Source organism: Candidatus Binataceae bacterium (genome assembly GCA_035650475.1).
Classification (GTDB): Bacteria; Desulfobacterota; Binatia; order Binatales; family Binataceae; genus JAKAVN01.
In genome coordinates this window covers 241,245-257,759 of sequence record DASRHP010000012.1, presented here as the reverse complement: position 1 = coordinate 257,759, position 16,515 = coordinate 241,245, and the positions used below count along the sequence as shown (strand labels likewise).

The 16,515-nt window shown below is 66.8% G+C and carries 11 protein-coding genes; 10 read left to right on the top strand and 1 reads right to left on the bottom strand.

Going from position 1 to position 16,515, the window contains the following annotated elements; genetic code table 11:
• The first annotated feature begins 113 nt into the window (after positions 1 to 113).
• The 3 genes from VFB33_12730 (at position 114) to VFB33_12720 (ending at position 5,058) form a co-directional block, all read left to right on the top strand.
• Positions 114 to 2,210, top strand: coding sequence for a polyribonucleotide nucleotidyltransferase (locus VFB33_12730; protein HZO82551.1), 2,097 nt, complete (start codon positions 114 to 116; stop codon positions 2,208 to 2,210).
• Positions 2,211 to 2,227: 17 nt separating this feature from the next.
• Positions 2,228 to 3,490, top strand: coding sequence for a pitrilysin family protein (locus VFB33_12725; GenBank protein ID HZO82550.1), 1,263 nt, complete (start codon positions 2,228 to 2,230; stop codon positions 3,488 to 3,490).
• Positions 3,491 to 3,918: 428 nt separating this feature from the next.
• Entirely contained in the window at positions 3,919 to 5,058 is a 1,140-nt protein-coding gene (locus tag VFB33_12720; protein HZO82549.1) for a mannosyltransferase family protein, read from the top strand.
• 23 nt (positions 5,059 to 5,081) lie between these two features.
• Here the strand turns inward: VFB33_12720 and VFB33_12715 are convergent, their stop codons facing one another.
• Positions 5,082 to 8,384 (bottom strand): choice-of-anchor D domain-containing protein, encoded by a 3,303-nt coding sequence (locus VFB33_12715; GenBank protein ID HZO82548.1) that lies wholly within the window; start codon positions 8,382 to 8,384, stop codon positions 5,082 to 5,084.
• Between the two features lie 323 nt (positions 8,385 to 8,707).
• Between VFB33_12715 and dut the strand changes: the two genes are divergently transcribed.
• From dut to purF, 7 genes are all read left to right on the top strand, one after another.
• A complete protein-coding gene (gene dut / locus VFB33_12710) occupies positions 8,708 to 9,151 on the top strand; it encodes a dUTP diphosphatase (GenBank protein HZO82547.1) in 444 nt (147 codons plus the stop codon).
• A gap of 47 nt (positions 9,152 to 9,198) precedes the next feature.
• Positions 9,199 to 10,599: an adenylosuccinate lyase gene (purB, locus tag VFB33_12705; GenBank protein ID HZO82546.1), complete on the top strand. Its 1,401-nt coding sequence runs from the start codon at positions 9,199 to 9,201 to the stop codon at positions 10,597 to 10,599.
• 118 nt (positions 10,600 to 10,717) lie between these two features.
• Complete coding sequence (gene purC / locus VFB33_12700; GenBank protein HZO82545.1) at positions 10,718 to 11,434, top strand: phosphoribosylaminoimidazolesuccinocarboxamide synthase; 717 nt, start codon at positions 10,718 to 10,720, stop codon at positions 11,432 to 11,434.
• Positions 11,435 to 11,708: 274 nt separating this feature from the next.
• Complete coding sequence (gene purS, locus VFB33_12695) at positions 11,709 to 11,951, top strand: phosphoribosylformylglycinamidine synthase subunit PurS (protein ID HZO82544.1); 243 nt, start codon at positions 11,709 to 11,711, stop codon at positions 11,949 to 11,951.
• A gap of 79 nt (positions 11,952 to 12,030) precedes the next feature.
• A complete protein-coding gene (gene purQ / locus VFB33_12690) occupies positions 12,031 to 12,720 on the top strand; it encodes a phosphoribosylformylglycinamidine synthase subunit PurQ (protein ID HZO82543.1) in 690 nt (229 codons plus the stop codon).
• Positions 12,721 to 12,751: 31 nt separating this feature from the next.
• The gene (gene purL / locus VFB33_12685) at positions 12,752 to 15,025 is read left to right on the top strand and encodes a phosphoribosylformylglycinamidine synthase subunit PurL (protein ID HZO82542.1); all 2,274 of its coding nucleotides are present in this window, start codon (positions 12,752 to 12,754) and stop codon (positions 15,023 to 15,025) included.
• The gene (gene purF, locus VFB33_12680; protein ID HZO82541.1) at positions 15,018 to 16,484 is read left to right on the top strand and encodes an amidophosphoribosyltransferase; all 1,467 of its coding nucleotides are present in this window, start codon (positions 15,018 to 15,020) and stop codon (positions 16,482 to 16,484) included. The genes purL and purF overlap by 8 nt, the downstream gene beginning before the upstream one ends.
• The last annotated feature ends 31 nt before the right edge of the window (positions 16,485 to 16,515 follow it).

The following is a 16,515-nucleotide window of genomic DNA, read 5'->3' as shown; positions in this document are numbered from 1 at the left end:
AGGCGGTGCGGCGGGCGCGGGCCGGCGGGGGCCGGCCCCGACAAGGCGCCCATCAGCGCCGGCGTGGCGCAAGCGGATCGGCCCTCCTTCCTCCCTCAGGTGTGAAGAACCCGATGTATCGAAAACTCGAGATTGAATTTTCCGGCCGCCGGCTGTCGCTGGAGACCGGACGCGTCGCCAAGCAGGCGCACGGCGCGGTCCTGGCGCAATACGGCGAGACCGTGGTGCTGGCGACGGTGGTTTCGGCGCATGAGAGCCGGCCCAACATTGACTTCCTTCCGCTGACCGTCGATTACCAGGAGCGGACCTTCGCCGCGGGCAAGATTCCTGGCGGCTTCTTCAAGCGCGAGGGGCGCCCCTCGGAGAAGGAGATCCTGACCTCGCGCCTGATCGACCGCGCGATGCGCCCGTTGTTTCCCAAGGGTTACGACAAGGAAACCCAGATCATCGTCACGGTGCTCTCCGCCGACCGCGACAACGACCCCGACATGCTCTCGCTGATCGCGACCTCGGCCGCGCTGGAGGTTTCCGACATCCCGCACAACGGGCCGGTGGCGGCGGTGCGGATGGGCCGGATCGACGGCAAGCTGGTTGCCAACCCGACGCTCAGCGATCTGGAGCGCAGCGACGTTTCGATGGTGGTCGCGGCCAAGCCCGACTCGATCGTGATGCTCGAAGGCGGCGCGCAGATCGTTGACGAAGAGTCGGTGCTCGAAGCGCTGTTCACCGCGCACGAGGCGCTCAATCCTATCTTCGAGCTCCAGAGCGAGCTGCGCCGACTGGCGGGCAAGCCCAAGCGCCCGTTCACCCCCAAGACGATCGACGCCGCGCTGCTCGAGGCGGTGCGCCAGCGGATGGCGCCCGAGCTCGAGGCCGCGCTCAGCGCCGGCAGCAAGAAGGAGCGCAGCAGCGCGCTGCGCGCACTCGCCGACAAGGTTGTCGCCGAGCTTGGCGAACGCTTTCCCGAGCGCGCGGGCGAGCTGACTGAGGCCTGCGACAAGGTGATCCGCGACCGCGTGCGCAAGGCGATTATCGAGCAGGACAGACGCGTCGACGACCGCAGTTCGACCGAGATCCGCCCGCTGGCGGCGCAGGTCCAGATGCTGCCGCGCACCCATGGCTCGGCGATGTTCACCCGCGGCGAGACCCAGGTGCTGGCGACGGTCACCCTCGGCACCAGCGCCGACGAGCAGAAGATCGATGCGCTGATGGGCGAGCGCTACAAGAAGTTCATGCTCCATTACAACTTCCCGCCCTTCAGCACCGGCGAGGTCAAGTTCCTGCGCGGCCCCTCGCGCCGCGAGATCGGCCACGGCGCGCTCGCCGAGCGCGCGCTGCTGCCGGTGCTGCCGCCCGAGGAGGAGTTCCCCTACACCATCCGCGTGGTCTCCGAAGTGCTGGAGTCCAACGGCAGCTCGTCGATGGCGACGGTGTGCGGCGGCAGTCTGGCACTGATGGACGCCGGGGTGCCGGTGCGCGCGGCGGTGGCGGGAATCGCGATGGGCCTGGTCAAGGAGGGCGAGCAGGTCCGCGTGCTGACCGACATCCTTGGCGACGAGGACCACCTGGGCGACATGGACTTCAAGGTCGCCGGCACCGCCACCGGGGTCACCGCCATCCAGATGGACAACAAGGTCGGCGGGATCACGCGCGAGGTGATGCGCCAGGCGCTCCATCAGGCGCGCGACGCGCGGCTGTTCGTGCTTGGGGTGATGGAGAAGGCGCTGCAATCGCCGCGCACCGAAGTCTCGATGTACGCCCCACGCATCGTCACCATCCACATCAAGCCCGACAAGATCCGCGACGTCATCGGCCCCGGCGGCAAGGTGATCCGCGCGCTGGTCGAGGAGACCGGCTGCAAGATCGACATCGAGGACGACGGCACCGTGGTCATCGCCTCGGCCGACGGCACCGCGATCGAGAAGGCGATCGCGTCGATCCAGGCGCTCACCTCCGAGCCCGAGGTCGGCCGCATTTACAAGGGCAAGGTGCGCAAGATCGTCGAGTTCGGTGCCTTCGTCGAAATCCTCCCCGGCACCGACGGCCTGCTCCATATCTCGCAGCTCTCCAACCAGCGCGTGCGCAAGGTGGAAGACGTGATCCACGAGGGCGACGAGATCATGGTCAAGGTGCTCGAGGTCGGACGCGACGGCAAGATCCGGCTCTCGCTGCGCGAGGCGCAGGAGGAGCTGGCGCAGAAGGCCCAATAGGCCCGCCGCCGCGTGCGATGATTCGCAAAAGCGTCCTGCCCAACGGCCTGCGCGTGCTGAGCGAGCCGATGCCCTCGGTGGTCTCGACCACCCTCGGCATCTGGGTCGAGAACGGCTCGCGCTACGAAGTCGCGGCCGAGAACGGGGTCTCCCACTTCATCGAACACCTGCTCTTCAAGGGCACGCGCACGCGCACCGCGGCACAGATCGCCGAGGAAATCGACGCGGTCGGCGGCGTGCTCAACGCGTTCACCGGCAAGGAGTACACCTGCTACTACGCCAAGGTGCTCGGCGAGGACCTCGCGATGGCAACCGAGCTGCTCGCCGACCTCTTCCTCGACTCGGTCTTCGACCCCGCCGAAATCGACCGCGAGCGCCAGGTCGTGCTCCAGGAGATCTCGCAGGCCGAGGACACGCCCGACGACTTCATCCACGACCTCTTCAACCTCAAGTTCTGGGAGGGCCATCCGCTGGCACTGCCGATCTTCGGTTCGGTCGCCACTGTCAACGCGATCAACCGCGAGCTGCTGTTGTCGTTCATGGCCGAGCGCTATCGCGCCGGGCGCGTGTTTATCGCGGCGGCGGGGATGGTCGATCACGAACGGCTGGTCGAGCAATGCGCGCGCCTGTTCGGCGGGATCACCGGCGACGGCCGTCCCGAGCCGACCAGCCCGCCGGCCGAGCGGATGGTGGTCATCAACCACCACAAGGACCTCGAGCAAACCCATCTCTGCATCGGCGGACCCGGCATCAGCCAGGCCTCGCCGCTGCGCTACGCGAGCTACGTGCTCAACACCGCGCTCGGCGGCGGGATGTCCTCGCGCCTGTTCCAGGAGGTGCGCGAACGGCGCGGCCGCGTTTACAGCATCTACTCCTTCATGTCGTCGTACCTCGACTGCGGCTACTTCGCGATCTACGCCGGCACCAACCCGGAATGGATCGACGAGGTCATCGAGGTCACCCTCAGCGAGATCGGCAAGCTCGTGCGCGACGGCCTGAGCCGCGCCGAACTCGAGCGCGCCAAGAGCCAGCTCAAGGGCAACATGCTGCTCGGGATGGAATCGACGGAAAGTCGGATGAATCGGCTGGCGCGCAACGAGATCTACTTCGGGCGCGAGGTTCCGATCGAGGAGCTCGCGCGCGGCATCGACCAGGTCACCAACGACCAGCTCGTCGAGTTGGCGGCGCGCTCGTTCGAGCCCGGGCGGATGGCGATGGTGCTGCTGGGCGATCTCAAGGGGCGCCAATTCGGCGCCGACGTCTTCTCCGCGCTGAAGTAATCAGCTTCGAGCGGCGCGCGGCGATCTTCATAGCCTTGCTCGGCCGGGCCCTTGCTCACGTGCGCGTGAACGAGCCGAGATCGAGCGGCAATCCGAGGGTCGGCACCGGAGCGGGCTTCGTCACGACCCCGTTGGGAACGACATCGCCGAAACCGCCGTCACCGACTCGGCCGATGAGCCGGTCGGCTGAGCAGGCGGACGGGGTTGTGCGGACGCGCACACATCGCTAACTCATCCTCTCAGCGCGATGGAACGCACGGCCCGCGAAAACACTCTGCAATGTTCTCCCATGCGCGAGAGCTCGGGCAACAGCAAATTGACGTTGCGGCCACAAACTCGATGCGCTGGAACGCCGCGACGCGAAATAGCCGTCAGCTTGCGCGCGGGCTCCCGATTTCCCTAGCCTCTTGGCTCCGGAGCGCCGCGCGATGCCGCCCGTGCCTGACCGCCGCCCGCCCACCATCCTCGGCCTCAACGCATCGGACTGGTCGATCGTCGCGATGGTGCTGATCGTGAAGGCGGCGGTGCTCGCCTTCGGCGCACTCTCCTTTGAGATAACCAACGACGAGCCCCTGGGGTCGCTCGCCCACTGGCTGTCGCTCTGGAACCGGTGGGACGCGCCGCAATACGTGCTGATCGCCGAACACGGATACGGCGCGGCCGGCGACGCGCGTCTGGCGCTGGTGTTCTTTCCGCTCTACCCGATGTTGATCCGTGCACTGGCGTCGGTAGTGCATGACGCGGTGCTATGCGCGCTGCTGATTTCGACGGTGGCCTCGGTGGCCACGGGCGTTGTGCTCGGGCGGCTTTTCGCGCTGGATTATCCGCCGCGACTTGCGCGCCGCGCGGTCTGGTTTCTCTTCATCTTTCCGACTTCCTATTTTCTGCACGTCGGCTACAGCGAAAGCCTTTTTATCGCGCTGGTCGCGGGCGCCTTTCTCGCCGCGCGGCGCGCGCGATGGGTCGAGGCCGGCGGGCTGGGCGCGCTGGCCGCGATGGCGCGTCCCAACGGCATCCTCCTGATGCCGGCGCTGGGCGTCGAAGCGCTCGCCGAGTTGTGGGGCACGCGGCGTTTGGAGTGGCGCTGGCTATGGACCGGTGCGGTGGTCTTCGGCCTCGGCGTGCACATGCTGGTCAACTATCGCGTGACCGGCGACCCGCTTGCCTTCCTGCATTTGGAGTATGCGCACTGGTCCAACCGGATGATCGCGCCGTGGCAGGGAGTCGCAGTCAATCTCGGGGTCGCGCACACTTACAATCCGCACGACGCCGCGATGATTGGGACGCAGATACTGTTCTACCTCGCGGTCGGACTCGCGGGCACGATCGCGGCGGCGGCCCTGCTGCGGCCATCGTATGCGGCGTGGATGGGGCTCAACTGGCTGGTGTTCGCGAGTCAGGCGTGGGATATCAGCGCGCCGCGCTATCTGCTGGTGATGTTCCCGCTGTTTATCCTGATCGCGATCCTCGCGCGCAACCGCCATTGGCACACCGCGATCACCGTATGGTCGCTGCTCTGGCTGGGGATGTTTACGAGCGAGTTCGTCCGCGGCCACTGGGCGTTCTGAGGGCGTCGCGACCGCACGATTGTTCATTTGATTCCGGTCCCTTGCAGATAGACGCTCTGCGGGCTGTTGCGGGCGTCGTCGCGGATGCGGATTTCGCCGGTGAGCACACCGAGGCGGGTCGGGTCGAAGGCCACGCTAACCGTGCACTGCGCGCCCGCGTCGAGTATTCCGGTGCATCCGTCGGCGACCTTGGCAAACTGATCGAGCGCCACGGCCGAAGTAGTGAACACGGTCACCTTGCTTATATCCAACGCGGCCTTGTTTGGATTGGTCAGTACAAGGTCCTTGCTTTGGCTCACCTCTCCTCTGCCGACCTTGCCGAAGTAGATAGCGGTAGTGGAGAGTCGCAGGCTGCCGCGCACACCGTAGCCGCGCAGGTAGAAAATCTGCGGATCGTTGCCCGCGTTGTCGAAAACTTTGAGATTGGCGCGCCGCAGCCCCAAAGCGCCCGGCCGGAAGGTGAGGCTAAGTGAACATTGAAGGCCCGGGCTCAGCACCGCGGGACAATCCGTCCCCGCAAGCGCAAAGTCGCCCGGATTGGCCCCGCCGAAGACCGTGCCCTCCAGCGTAATCGGGAAGGTCGGTGCGGTCGCAGGATCCTTCAGATACACATGCAGCGGTACGCTGGTGGCGCCGGTCACGCCGAAGACCGTGTTGGGAAACCATAGCGGAGTCGGACCGAAGTGCAGCCACTTGGGCACCCGCGTAGGCGTCGGGCTGGGCGTCGGCGCCGGCGTGGGTGTCGGGTCGGGAGTGGGCGTCGGCGTTGGGGTGGGAGTGGGCGTCGGCGCCAGTGGCTGGTCGTACTCCAGCACCCGGTTGTTGGCACTGTCGGCGATATAAAGATGGCCTTGCGCGTCGGCGGCGGCGCTCGCAGCGAAGCACAGGCTGGCCGCGCTTGCCGCCACACCGGCCTCGCCGGCGTTACATCCGGAAGTGCTCAGATTGCGCTGTCCGAATACGCGATTGGCAACGACGTTGGATGCCGGCTCTCCGGGCTGGTCGTATTCAAGCACGCGGCTGTTGTTGAGGTCGGCGATGTACACGTTGCCCGCCTCGTCGATCGCAACTCCCGAGGGCAGGCACAGGCTCGATGCGTCGGCGCCGCAGACATTCGAGGTGAAGTTCGCTCCGCTGGCACCCTGGCCGAAGACGAGGCTTGCGGCCGGATTGCTGCCGAAGTTCCCCGGCGTCGCGGCGGTGAACTCGAGCACGCGGTTGTTGTAGGAATCGGCGACGTAGAGATTGCCCAGTGGGTCGGCGGCCACACCGAGGCTCGGCGTACTCTCGTTGCCGCACAGATTGCCCGGCCCGGGCGTCGGCCGGGGCGTGGGGCTGGCGACTGCGCCGTCGGCACAGGTCCGGGTCACATAAGAACCGGCCTGGCCGATGACCGCGGTCGGCATCGGCGTGGGGCCGAACGAACCGTTTGCGTCGGGCGCGAATTCAAGTACGCGGCTGTTGCCGGCGTCGGCGACGTAGAGATTGCCCGCGAGGTCGAGCGCGACGCCGGTCGGCGCACATAAACCGCCCTTGGACGGGGAAGCGGGGCTCGCGCTGAGATTGCACAGGGCGCTGGTGAAGCTGCCGGCCTGTCCGAATACGCTCGAGGCGCTGAAATCGCTCTGTCGCCCGCTGGTCGCAAGGGTCGTAAAAGGCGACGGGAATTCGACCACCCGGTTGTTGCCCGTGTCGGCGACGAACAGGTCGCCCGCACTGTCCACTGCGATTCCGCCTGCGCCGCCCGACGTGCCCGCAAGGCAGAGCGTCTGTGCGCCTGGCGCGCCGCCGCCGCTGGTCTGCGCCTGGTTGCATCCGGAGCCGAAGAAGTCCGGCTGCCCGACGACGAGGTCGGCCGGCTGATTGGCAACCAGTTCGCTTAGCGCCTTCCATCCGAGCACCCGGTTGTTCACTACGTCGAGCACGTAAACATGATTCGGATCGACCCCGGTGCTGGCGTCGATAGCGACCGCCGCCGGCTGCGCGAGCCCTTGCGCGTCAACGAAGTTGACTGCCGTGCTGCCGAAGTTGATTTGTCCGAGCATCTGGTCGGGTACGGCATCGCCTGCAAAGCCGGGCGGTTCGGGCGCGCCGTTGCCGGGCGAGTAGTACTCCAAAACGCGATGGTTGTCGGCGTCGGCGACGTAGAGGTTGCCTGCGCTGTCGGCAGCAAGGCCGAGGATCTGACTCAGCCCGGCGGAATTGGCGATGCTCAACTGCGGGCCAATCTTCGCGTTGGCGCTGGTGTTGGTGGGCGGATTGTTGAACTCCTTGAATTGCGAGACGACCCCGTTGGAAGCCGCATACAGGCTGTTGAGCGGATCGACCGCTACTCCGGCAAGCGAGAAGGCCGCGAACGAGTTGAAGACGAGCGAAGCTGGCGGATCGTCGGCGAAGCCGCCGCCGGCGTCGAACGGCCCGTTATACTCGACCACGCGCCCGTTGCCGGTATCCGCGGCGTAGAGATTGCCGTGGCTGTCAACCGCGACGCCGACCCCGAAGCCGTGTGCGACGCATACGGTCTGCGCGCCGACGCCGCCGCCTTGGTTGCAAAGCGCGCCGCTCATGTCGGGCTGGCCGAAGACCAAGTCGGCCGTCACGTCGCCCGTGCCGTCGGAGTTGGCCGCGCCGAGCGGATCGAAGTACTCGACGAAACGGTTGTTGCCGGTGTCGGCGACGAACAGGTTGCCGGCGGCATCCACCGCCACGCCCTCGGGTGCGGCCAGCGCGGTCGCCCCGACGGCGGCGGCGTTGGTTGTGAATTGCGACCCTGCGGCGCCCTGACCGAACACGATTGCCGCATCGAAATTCGAGTTCTGTCCGGGCAGCGACGCGAACGGATTGCTGAATACCAACGTCCGATTGTTGCCAGTGTCGCCGACGTAGAGGTTGCGCGCGCCGTCAACCGCGACGCCCTGCGGTGTGCACAGCGTGTTTTGCGCGGGCGCGGCGGCCAGACCGTTGTTCCACAGCACGCCGGCCGTCCGGTTGCAGTAATAGGAACTGAAGTCGGCCTGGCCGATCACGAGATCGGCGGGCTGGTTGTTCGCGAACTCGGCCACGCCCTTCCATCCCAGCACCCGGTTGTTGCCGGTGTCAGCGACGTAAACCTCGCCGCCGACCGGATCGATTGCGACCGCCGTTGGCGAATTGAGGCCGCGTGCGTCGGCAAAATTGGCTGCGCTGTTGACGAAGTTGGTCTGGCCAAACTCATGGTCGGCGGCGGTACCGCCGGCGGCGCGCAGCACGGCGGCAATTGCGATCGCGGCCAGCGCGGCTACGGTCGCGATGCTTGCCGCGCGGCGTGTGCGCGAGCGAATCGCCATTGCGAACTCCGGCGATCCCGACGGGGCGAGCGCCGTCGGGCAGCATGCCGACGGCGGGATCGCCGATCTGTTTAACGCTAACGCGCGTCGGCCGCCGGGGCGACGTAAGGATTCACCGCAACGCACGCGCATTTGGGCCGGAGTTTCGGGCCCAACTGGGCGGGATTCGCTGACGACGGTCAGCCGCTGGCGCCTGCGGACAAATTCGCGGCCGTCGCAGCATCAGTCTCCCGTGCCTTGCAAGCGCCTGTGAATGATTCGAGCGGCTTGCGTTGCAACTCGGCTACGGATGCGGCTTAAGTGATGGCGTCAAATTCGTGCCGATGAACCTCCGACTCAAGGTCCAGCGGCTGCGGCCCGGCTCAGCCGCGCTGCCGCGCTACCATAGTGCGCACGCCGCAGGGATGGACCTTGTTGCCGACCTGGACGCCCCACTTACCCTTGCGCCGCGTGCGCGGGCGGCGGTGCCGACCGGGATCGCGCTGGAAATCCCGCCCGGCTTCGAGGGACAGGTGCGCGCGCGCAGCGGACGGGCGCTCGCCGAGGGCCTTGCGCTGGTCAATTCACCCGGCACGATCGACGCCGACTATCGGGGTGAAATTAAAGTGATACTTGTAAATCTCGGCGAGGCCCCAGTCGTCGTCCGCCCCGGCGACCGGATCGCCCAGCTCGTCATCGCGCCGGTCGCTCGTGCCGAAATAGTCGAAGTCACCGAGCTCGAACCAAGTTCGCGCGGCAACGGCGGCTTCGGGCATACTGGAAGATAGATGCAGCGCGTTCCGCACAGAGGGACGTGCCCGATTCGCGGATGAGCATGAAGGAAAGCGAAAGCGACGCCGCGCTGACCGCGGTCACGCCGATCGACGGCCGCTACCGCGCGCGCACGCGCACGCTCAGCACCTACTTCAGCGAGTTTGCGCTGATTCGTTACCGGGTGCGGGTCGAGATCGAGTGGCTGATCGAGCTGGCTGCGATTCCTGAGCTTGGATTTGCGCTCCACGCCGATACGGCAGGCCGTCTGCGCGCGCTCTACGAGGACTTCACGCTTGAGGGAGCACGCCGGGTCAAGGAGCTCGAGCGCACGACCAACCACGACGTCAAGGCGGTCGAGTATTTTCTCAACGAACGCTTCGCCGCCGCCGGGCTCATGGTGCCGCCCGGGATGGTGCATTTCGCCTGCACCTCGGAGGACATCAACAACCTCGCCTACGCGCTGATGCTCAAGGAGTTCTGCGAGCGCGAGCTGGCGCCCGCGCTGGAGGCGACGATTGCGACGATCGCGGCGATGGCGCGGCGATGGCGCGCCGTGGCGATGATCGCGCGCACTCACGGCCAGCCGGCGACGCCGACCACGATGGGCAAGGAGCTGGCGGTCTTCGCCGCGCGGCTCGAACGCCAGCTGCGCCTTCTCCGCCGCCAGGAGTACCTGGGCAAGTTCAACGGCGCTGTCGGCAGCTTCGGCGCCCATCGCGCTGCCTGCCCGGAGGTGGACTGGCTCGAGGTCTCGCGCCGGTTCGTCGAGTCGATGGGGCTGGTGTGGAACCCGCTGACGACCCAGATCGAAAGCCACGACTTCGTCGCCGAGCTGTTCGACACGGCGGTGCGCATCGACACGATCCTGCTCGACTTCGCCCGCGACATGTGGGGCTATATCGCCCTCGGCTACTTCGACCAGCGCGCGGTCAAGGGCGAGGTCGGCTCGTCGGTGATGCCGCACAAGGTCAACCCGATCGACTTCGAGAACTGCGAGGGCAACGTTGGCCTCGCGAGCGCGCTCTTCCAGCATCTGGCGGCCAAGCTGCCGGTCTCGCGATGGCAGCGAGATCTGAGCGACAGTACCGCGATGCGCGCCTTCGGCACTGCCTTCGGGCACCTGATGATCGCGCTCGACTCGCTGCGCCGCGGCCTGGAGCGGGTCGAACTCAACCAAGCGCGGATTGCCGCCGACCTGGAGGCCGATGGCGCATGGGAGGTGCTGGCAGAAGCGGTCCAGACTGTGATGCGCCGCCACGGGCTGCCCGACCCCTACGAGCGGCTCAAGGAGCTGACCCGCGGGCGCGCGATCGATCGCGAAACGATGCGCCGCTTTATCGCCGGACTCGACCTGCCTCCCGACGCGCGGGCGCGGCTTGAGCGGCTGACCCCGGCAAGTTACCTTGGATTGGCGTCCGAACTGGTTGACCGTTTCGTCCCCGGCGACAAATCCAAGGGCTAGACACGCGCTGTTGTGTATAAGCGCGTGGTCCTGTGAAAAAAGGGCAGCGCGCAAGGTTTGTGGCCGGCGCGCACGTCGGCTAGTTCAATGGTTATAATTCACTAACGGAGGCCCCATCGTGGACGACGCGCTGCAGAAGCTCGAGATGTTCTATGAGGGCAAGGCGAAGAAGCTGTACGCCACCGCCGACCCCGGTCTGGTGATCGCCTACTTCAAAGACGACGCCACCGCCTTCAATGCCAAGAAGCGCGGCACGATCGAGGACAAGGGCGTGGTCAACAACGCCATGTCGGAGTTGTTCTTCACCCTGCTCGAGCGCAACGGCGTCCCCACCCACTTCGTGCGCCGGATAAACGAGCGCGAGATGCTGTGTCGGCGGCTCCAGATAATCCCGGTCGAGACCGTCGTGCGCAACATCGTCGCCGGCTCGATGGCCAAGCGGTTGGGACGCGAAGAGGGCGAGGTCCTACGACACCCGATCGTCGAGTACTACTACAAGTCCGATGCGCTCGACGACCCGCTGATCTACGCCGAACACGCGGTGCTTTTCGGATGGGCGACCGAGGCCGAGATCGAGACCATTCGCACGATGGCGCTTAAGGTCAACGACGTGCTCAGCCGCTTCCTCGACGAGCGCGGCGTCATCCTGGTCGATTTCAAGCTGGAGTTCGGCCGCCATCGGGGCAGGATCCTGCTGGGCGACGAGATCTGTCCCGACACCTGTCGCTTCTGGGACAAAAAGACCCGCGAAAAGCTGGACAAAGACCGCTTTCGGCGCGACCTCGGCGGCGTCGAGGACGCCTACCAGGAGATGCTGCGCCGGGTGTCGCATTGAGCCGAACGGTGGGCCAACACGCGGCTTTTAGGCGGGTACGGTGTCCCATTAGCAATTTGCTCCGCCGCAGCGTCCGTCAGCCTGGTCGAAGCAGGCCTGCGAGCGGAGCCGGCGCGGCATCTTTGCACCGCGTGATTTTTTCGCCTTCCCTGGAAACCCGTCGCCGCGGCCGCAAAGAGTGCGGCCGCGGGGTTCTTCGCTTCGCGCGGAATGACGGCCGGAACTTTGCGAAGTTGCATCAGAAACATCTCACGCCGCGCGCAGGTTAACTCAGTTGCTGGTCAAGGTCTTCGTGACGCCGCGCAAGGGGATCCTCGATCCCCAGGGGCGCGCCGTCGAACAGTCGCTCCGCAGCCTCGGCTTCAGCGGTGTCGGCGCGGTGCGCGTCGGCCGCTATATCACGCTCGAACTCGACGCGGCCGACGCCGAGCAGGCGCGCGCGACCGCGCGCCGGATGTGCGAGCAACTGCTCGCCAATCCGCTCATCGAGGACTTCACCTTCGAGGTCGAGTCGTGACCGCTGCTGCCGAGCACGGATCCCAGAGGCAAATCGACGGCATCGCCGGCCGGCTGAGGACGGAGGAAATGCTGGGAAAATGAGGTGGGGAGTCGTCCGTTTTCCAGGCTCGCTTGACGACGCCGACGCGCTGTGGGCGTTGGGCGCCGTGATGGGCCAGGAGGCGCGCGCGCTCTGGCACAAAGACACCTCGCTGGACGGCGTGGATTGCGTGGTCCTGCCCGGCGGGTTCAGCTACGGCGACTACCTGCGCTGCGGCGCACTTGCGCGCTTCGCGCCGATTATGCGGAGCGTCGTGCGCTTCGCCGAGGACGGCGGCCTGGTGCTGGGAATCTGCAACGGCTTCCAGATCCTTTGCGAGGCGCATCTGCTGCCCGGCGCGCTCACCCGCAACCGCTCGCTCTCGTTCATCTGCGAGCGCGTCCACGTCCGCGTCGAGAACGCGGCCACACCGTTTACGCGCGCCGCGCGCCAAGGCGAGGTCCTGTGCCTGCCGATAAAGCATGGCGAGGGGCTGTACGTCGCGCCCGGCGAAGAACTGCGCGCGATGGAAGAGCGTGGACAGGTGCTCCTGCGCTATACCGACGCCGCGGGCCGCGAGAGCGAGGCGGCCAATCCCAACGGCTCGATCCACGCGATCGCCGGCGTCGCCAATGAGCGCTTTAACGTCTTCGGCCTGATGCCGCATCCCGAGCATGCGGTCGAGGCCGAGCTCGGCGGCGAAGACGGACTCAAAATTTTTCGCTCGATCGTCGAGAGCGTCCAATGAGCCCGGTGGGGACGAGCGCCGCGAGACCGCTATGAGCGCAGCAGGCCGCACCGAAACGCCGGTCGCGCTGCCCGGCGAGCCCGCCGTCGGGCTCGAACAGGCGCGCGCGCACGGCCTCAGCGACGACGAGTACCGCGCGATCGAGCGGCGACTGGGCCGCACGCCGACCTTCACCGAGCTTGGCGTGTTCTCGGTGATGTGGTCGGAGCATTGCTCGTACAAATCCTCGCGCCGCCATCTGGCGATGCTGCCGCGGGCGGGCGAGCGAGTGGTCGGCGGCCCGGGCGAGAACGCCGGCGCGCTCGACATAGGCGAGGGTTGGGTCGCCGTCTTCAAGATCGAAAGCCACAACCATCCTTCCTTCGTCGAGCCGCACCAGGGTGCGGCGACCGGCGTCGGCGGAATCCTGCGCGACATCTTCACGATGGGCGCGCGGCCGGTGGCGAGCATGGATTCGCTGAAGTTCGGCGCCCTCGACCATCCGCGCACGCGCTATCTTCTGGGCGGCGTAGTCGGCGGTATCGGCGGCTACGGCAACTGCGTCGGCGTTCCGACCGTCGCCGGCGAGGTGATGTTCGACAAGGCTTACAACGCCAATATCCTGGTCAACGCCTTCTGCCTGGGGCTTGCGCGGCGCGGCGAGTTGCAGAGCGCGCGGGCGCGCGGGGTCGGCAATCCCGTGATCTATGTCGGCTCGGCGACCGGGCGCGACGGGATCCACGGCGCAAGCCTGCTCGCCTCCGCCGAGTTCGACGCCAGCAGCGACTCCAAGCGACCGACGGTCCAGGTCGGCGACCCGTTCACCGAGAAGCTGCTCATCGAGGCGTGCCTGGAGGCCATGCGCACCGGCGCGATCGTCGCGATCCAGGACATGGGAGCGGCCGGGCTTACCTCGTCGTCGAGCGAGATGGCGGCGCGCGGCGGCGTGGGGATCGAGCTAGAGCTCGAGCGCGTGCCCCTGCGCGAGGCGGGCCTGACGCCGTACGAGATCCTGCTCTCGGAGTCGCAGGAGCGGATGCTGCTGGTGGCCGCGGCGGGGCGCGAGGCCGAGCTGATGGAGGTCTTCGCACGCTGGGACCTGCATGCGGTGGTGGTCGGGAGGATAACCGGCGACCGGCGCTGGCGCGCGCGCTGGCGCGGCGTACTGGTAGCCGATATTCCGGTCGGTGCGCTGGCCGACGAGGCGCCGATGTACGACCGTCCCGCTTCACCGCCGGCAAAATCGGAGTTTAAAGCATCCGTTCAGGTTACGGTGACGCCCCCCGCGCCCGCCGAGGCACTGCGCCGCCTGCTCGACAGCCCCAACGTGGGCTCGAAGCGATGGGTCTATCGGCAATACGACTCGCTGGTGCAGAGCAACACGATGGTGGGGCCGGGGAGCGACGCGGCCGTGCTGCGGATCAAGAGCACGCGGCGCGCGCTCGCGCTCAAGGTCGATTCCAACCCGCGCGCCTGCGCGCTCGACCCCTACGCCGGCGCGGCGGCGACTGTGGTCGAGGCGGCACGCAACGTGGCCTGCGCCGGCGCACGACCGATCGGACTCACCAACTGTCTCAATTACGGCAATCCCGAACGGCCCGAGATCATGTGGCAGTTCGTCCGCGGAGTCGAGGGAATCCGCGACGCGGCAATCGCGCTCGGGACGCCAGTCGTCAGCGGCAACGTTAGCTTCTACAATGAGACTGAAGGGCGCGCGATTCCGCCAACGCCGACGATCGCGATGCTGGGGCTCCTTGAGGACGCCTCACGTCGGTTAAAGCAATTCTTCAGATTTCCAGGCGACGCGATAATCGTGGTGCAGACCGCGCAGCCGAGGCTCGCTGCCAGCGAATATGCCTACCTGTTCGGCGTTGGCCGCGCCGAGGACGCCTGCGTGCTGGCGCCGCTCAATCTAGCCCGCGAGCGGGCGCTTATCGACGCCTTGGTTGCCGCCGCAGAAGCCGGGTTGATAAGATCGGCGCACGACATTGCGGAGGGCGGGCTGGCGGTCGCGCTGGCGGAATGCTGCTTCAATCCCGACGGCGTCGTGGGCGCGGAAATTGACCGGATGCCGGACGGTGATGAGGCGGCGGTGTTTTTTGGCGAAGGTTGCTCGACCGTAGTGCTGTCCGCCGCGATGGGCGACGTGGAGAAGCTGCGCGCGATATTCAAGGGTGCAGGAATCGGCGTGACCGAGATCGGCCGGGTATCCGAGAAGCCACGGCTGGTGATCCGGAATTTCGCGACGGTGCTCGACGAAGAAGTGCACGCCTTGAAGCGGATCCACGAGCTGGCGATCGAGCGGAGGCTGGCCGCCAATGGATGAAGAGCTCTCGGTAGAGATCGCGCGCGAGGAGTCCAGGCTCGACGCCTTCCACGAAGAGTGCGGCGTCTTCGGCGTCTTCGGCCACCCCGAAGCCGCCAATCTGGCCTACCTGGGCCTCTACGCGCTCCAGCATCGCGGGCAGGAATCCGCCGGCATCGTCTCCTCCAACGGCAAGGCCCTCATCTCGCATCGCGGGATGGGCCTGGTCGCCGACATCTTCAGCGGCGAAGTGATCAGTCGTCTCGAAGGCACCTCCGCGATCGGCCATAACCGCTATTCGACCACCGGCTCGACCACGCTGAAGAACTGCCAGCCGCTGGTTGTCGAGTACGCCGACGGCGGGCTTGCACTGGCGCACAACGGTAACCTGGTCAACTTCGCCCAGCTGCGCGAGCAGCTGGAAGCCGGCGGCTCGCTCTTCCAGTCCTCCTCCGATAGCGAAGTGATCATGCATCTGATCGCCGGCTCGCGCGCGCCGACGCTGGCCGAGCGGGTGGCGGCGGCGCTGGTCCAGGTGCGCGGCGCCTACTCGCTGCTCGTGCTGTCGCAGCACCAGATGGTTGCCGTGCGCGACCCCTTCGGCTTCCGCCCGCTGGTGCTGGGTTCGCTCAACGACGCGACGATCGTGGCCTCCGAGACCTGCGCGCTGGATCTGGTGCGCGCCGATTACGTCCGCGAGATCGAGCCCGGCGAAATGGTCATCATCGACGAGGACGGCGTGCGTTCGACGCGTCCGTTCGCCGTCGCGCCGACCCGCCGCTGCATCTTCGAGTATGTCTATTTCGCGCGCCCCGACAGCCTGCTCTTCGGGCGCAACGTTTACCAGGTGCGCAAGATGCAGGGGCGCGCGCTCGCCCGCGAAGCGCCCGCCGACGCCGACATCGTGGTGCCGGTGCCCGACTCGGGCAACGCCGCCGCGCTCGGTTACGCCGAGGAGTCGGGGCTGCCGTTCGAGATGGGCCTGGTGCGCAGCCATTACGTCGGCCGCACCTTCATCGAGCCGCGCCAGTCGATCCGCCACTTCGGGGTCAAGATCAAGTTCAACCCGGTGACCGAGCTTCTGCGCGGCAAGCGCGTGGTGCTGGTCGAGGACTCGCTGGTGCGCGGGACCACCTTGCGCAAAGTGATCCCGATGCTACGGCAGGCGGGCGCACGCGAGGTGCATATGCGGATCGCGGCGCCGCCCACCACGCATTCCTGCTTCTACGGGATCGACACCCCGACCAGCGAGGAGCTGCTTGCCTCCAGCCATTCGGTCGAAGAAATCCGCAACTTCATCACGGCCGACTCGCTCGCCTATCTGAGCTGGGACGGGCTGTACTCGTTCCTCAGCAACGGCGCGCGCGAAGGCTTTTGCGACGCCTGCTTCACCGGACGCTATCCGGTAGAGATCCCGGCCAACCGCGGGCCACATCAACTGCGCCTGTTCGAGGCCGCCGACGGCCCCCCGGCGCACTAGGGCGCTGAGAACGCCCGTGCCGGCGATAACC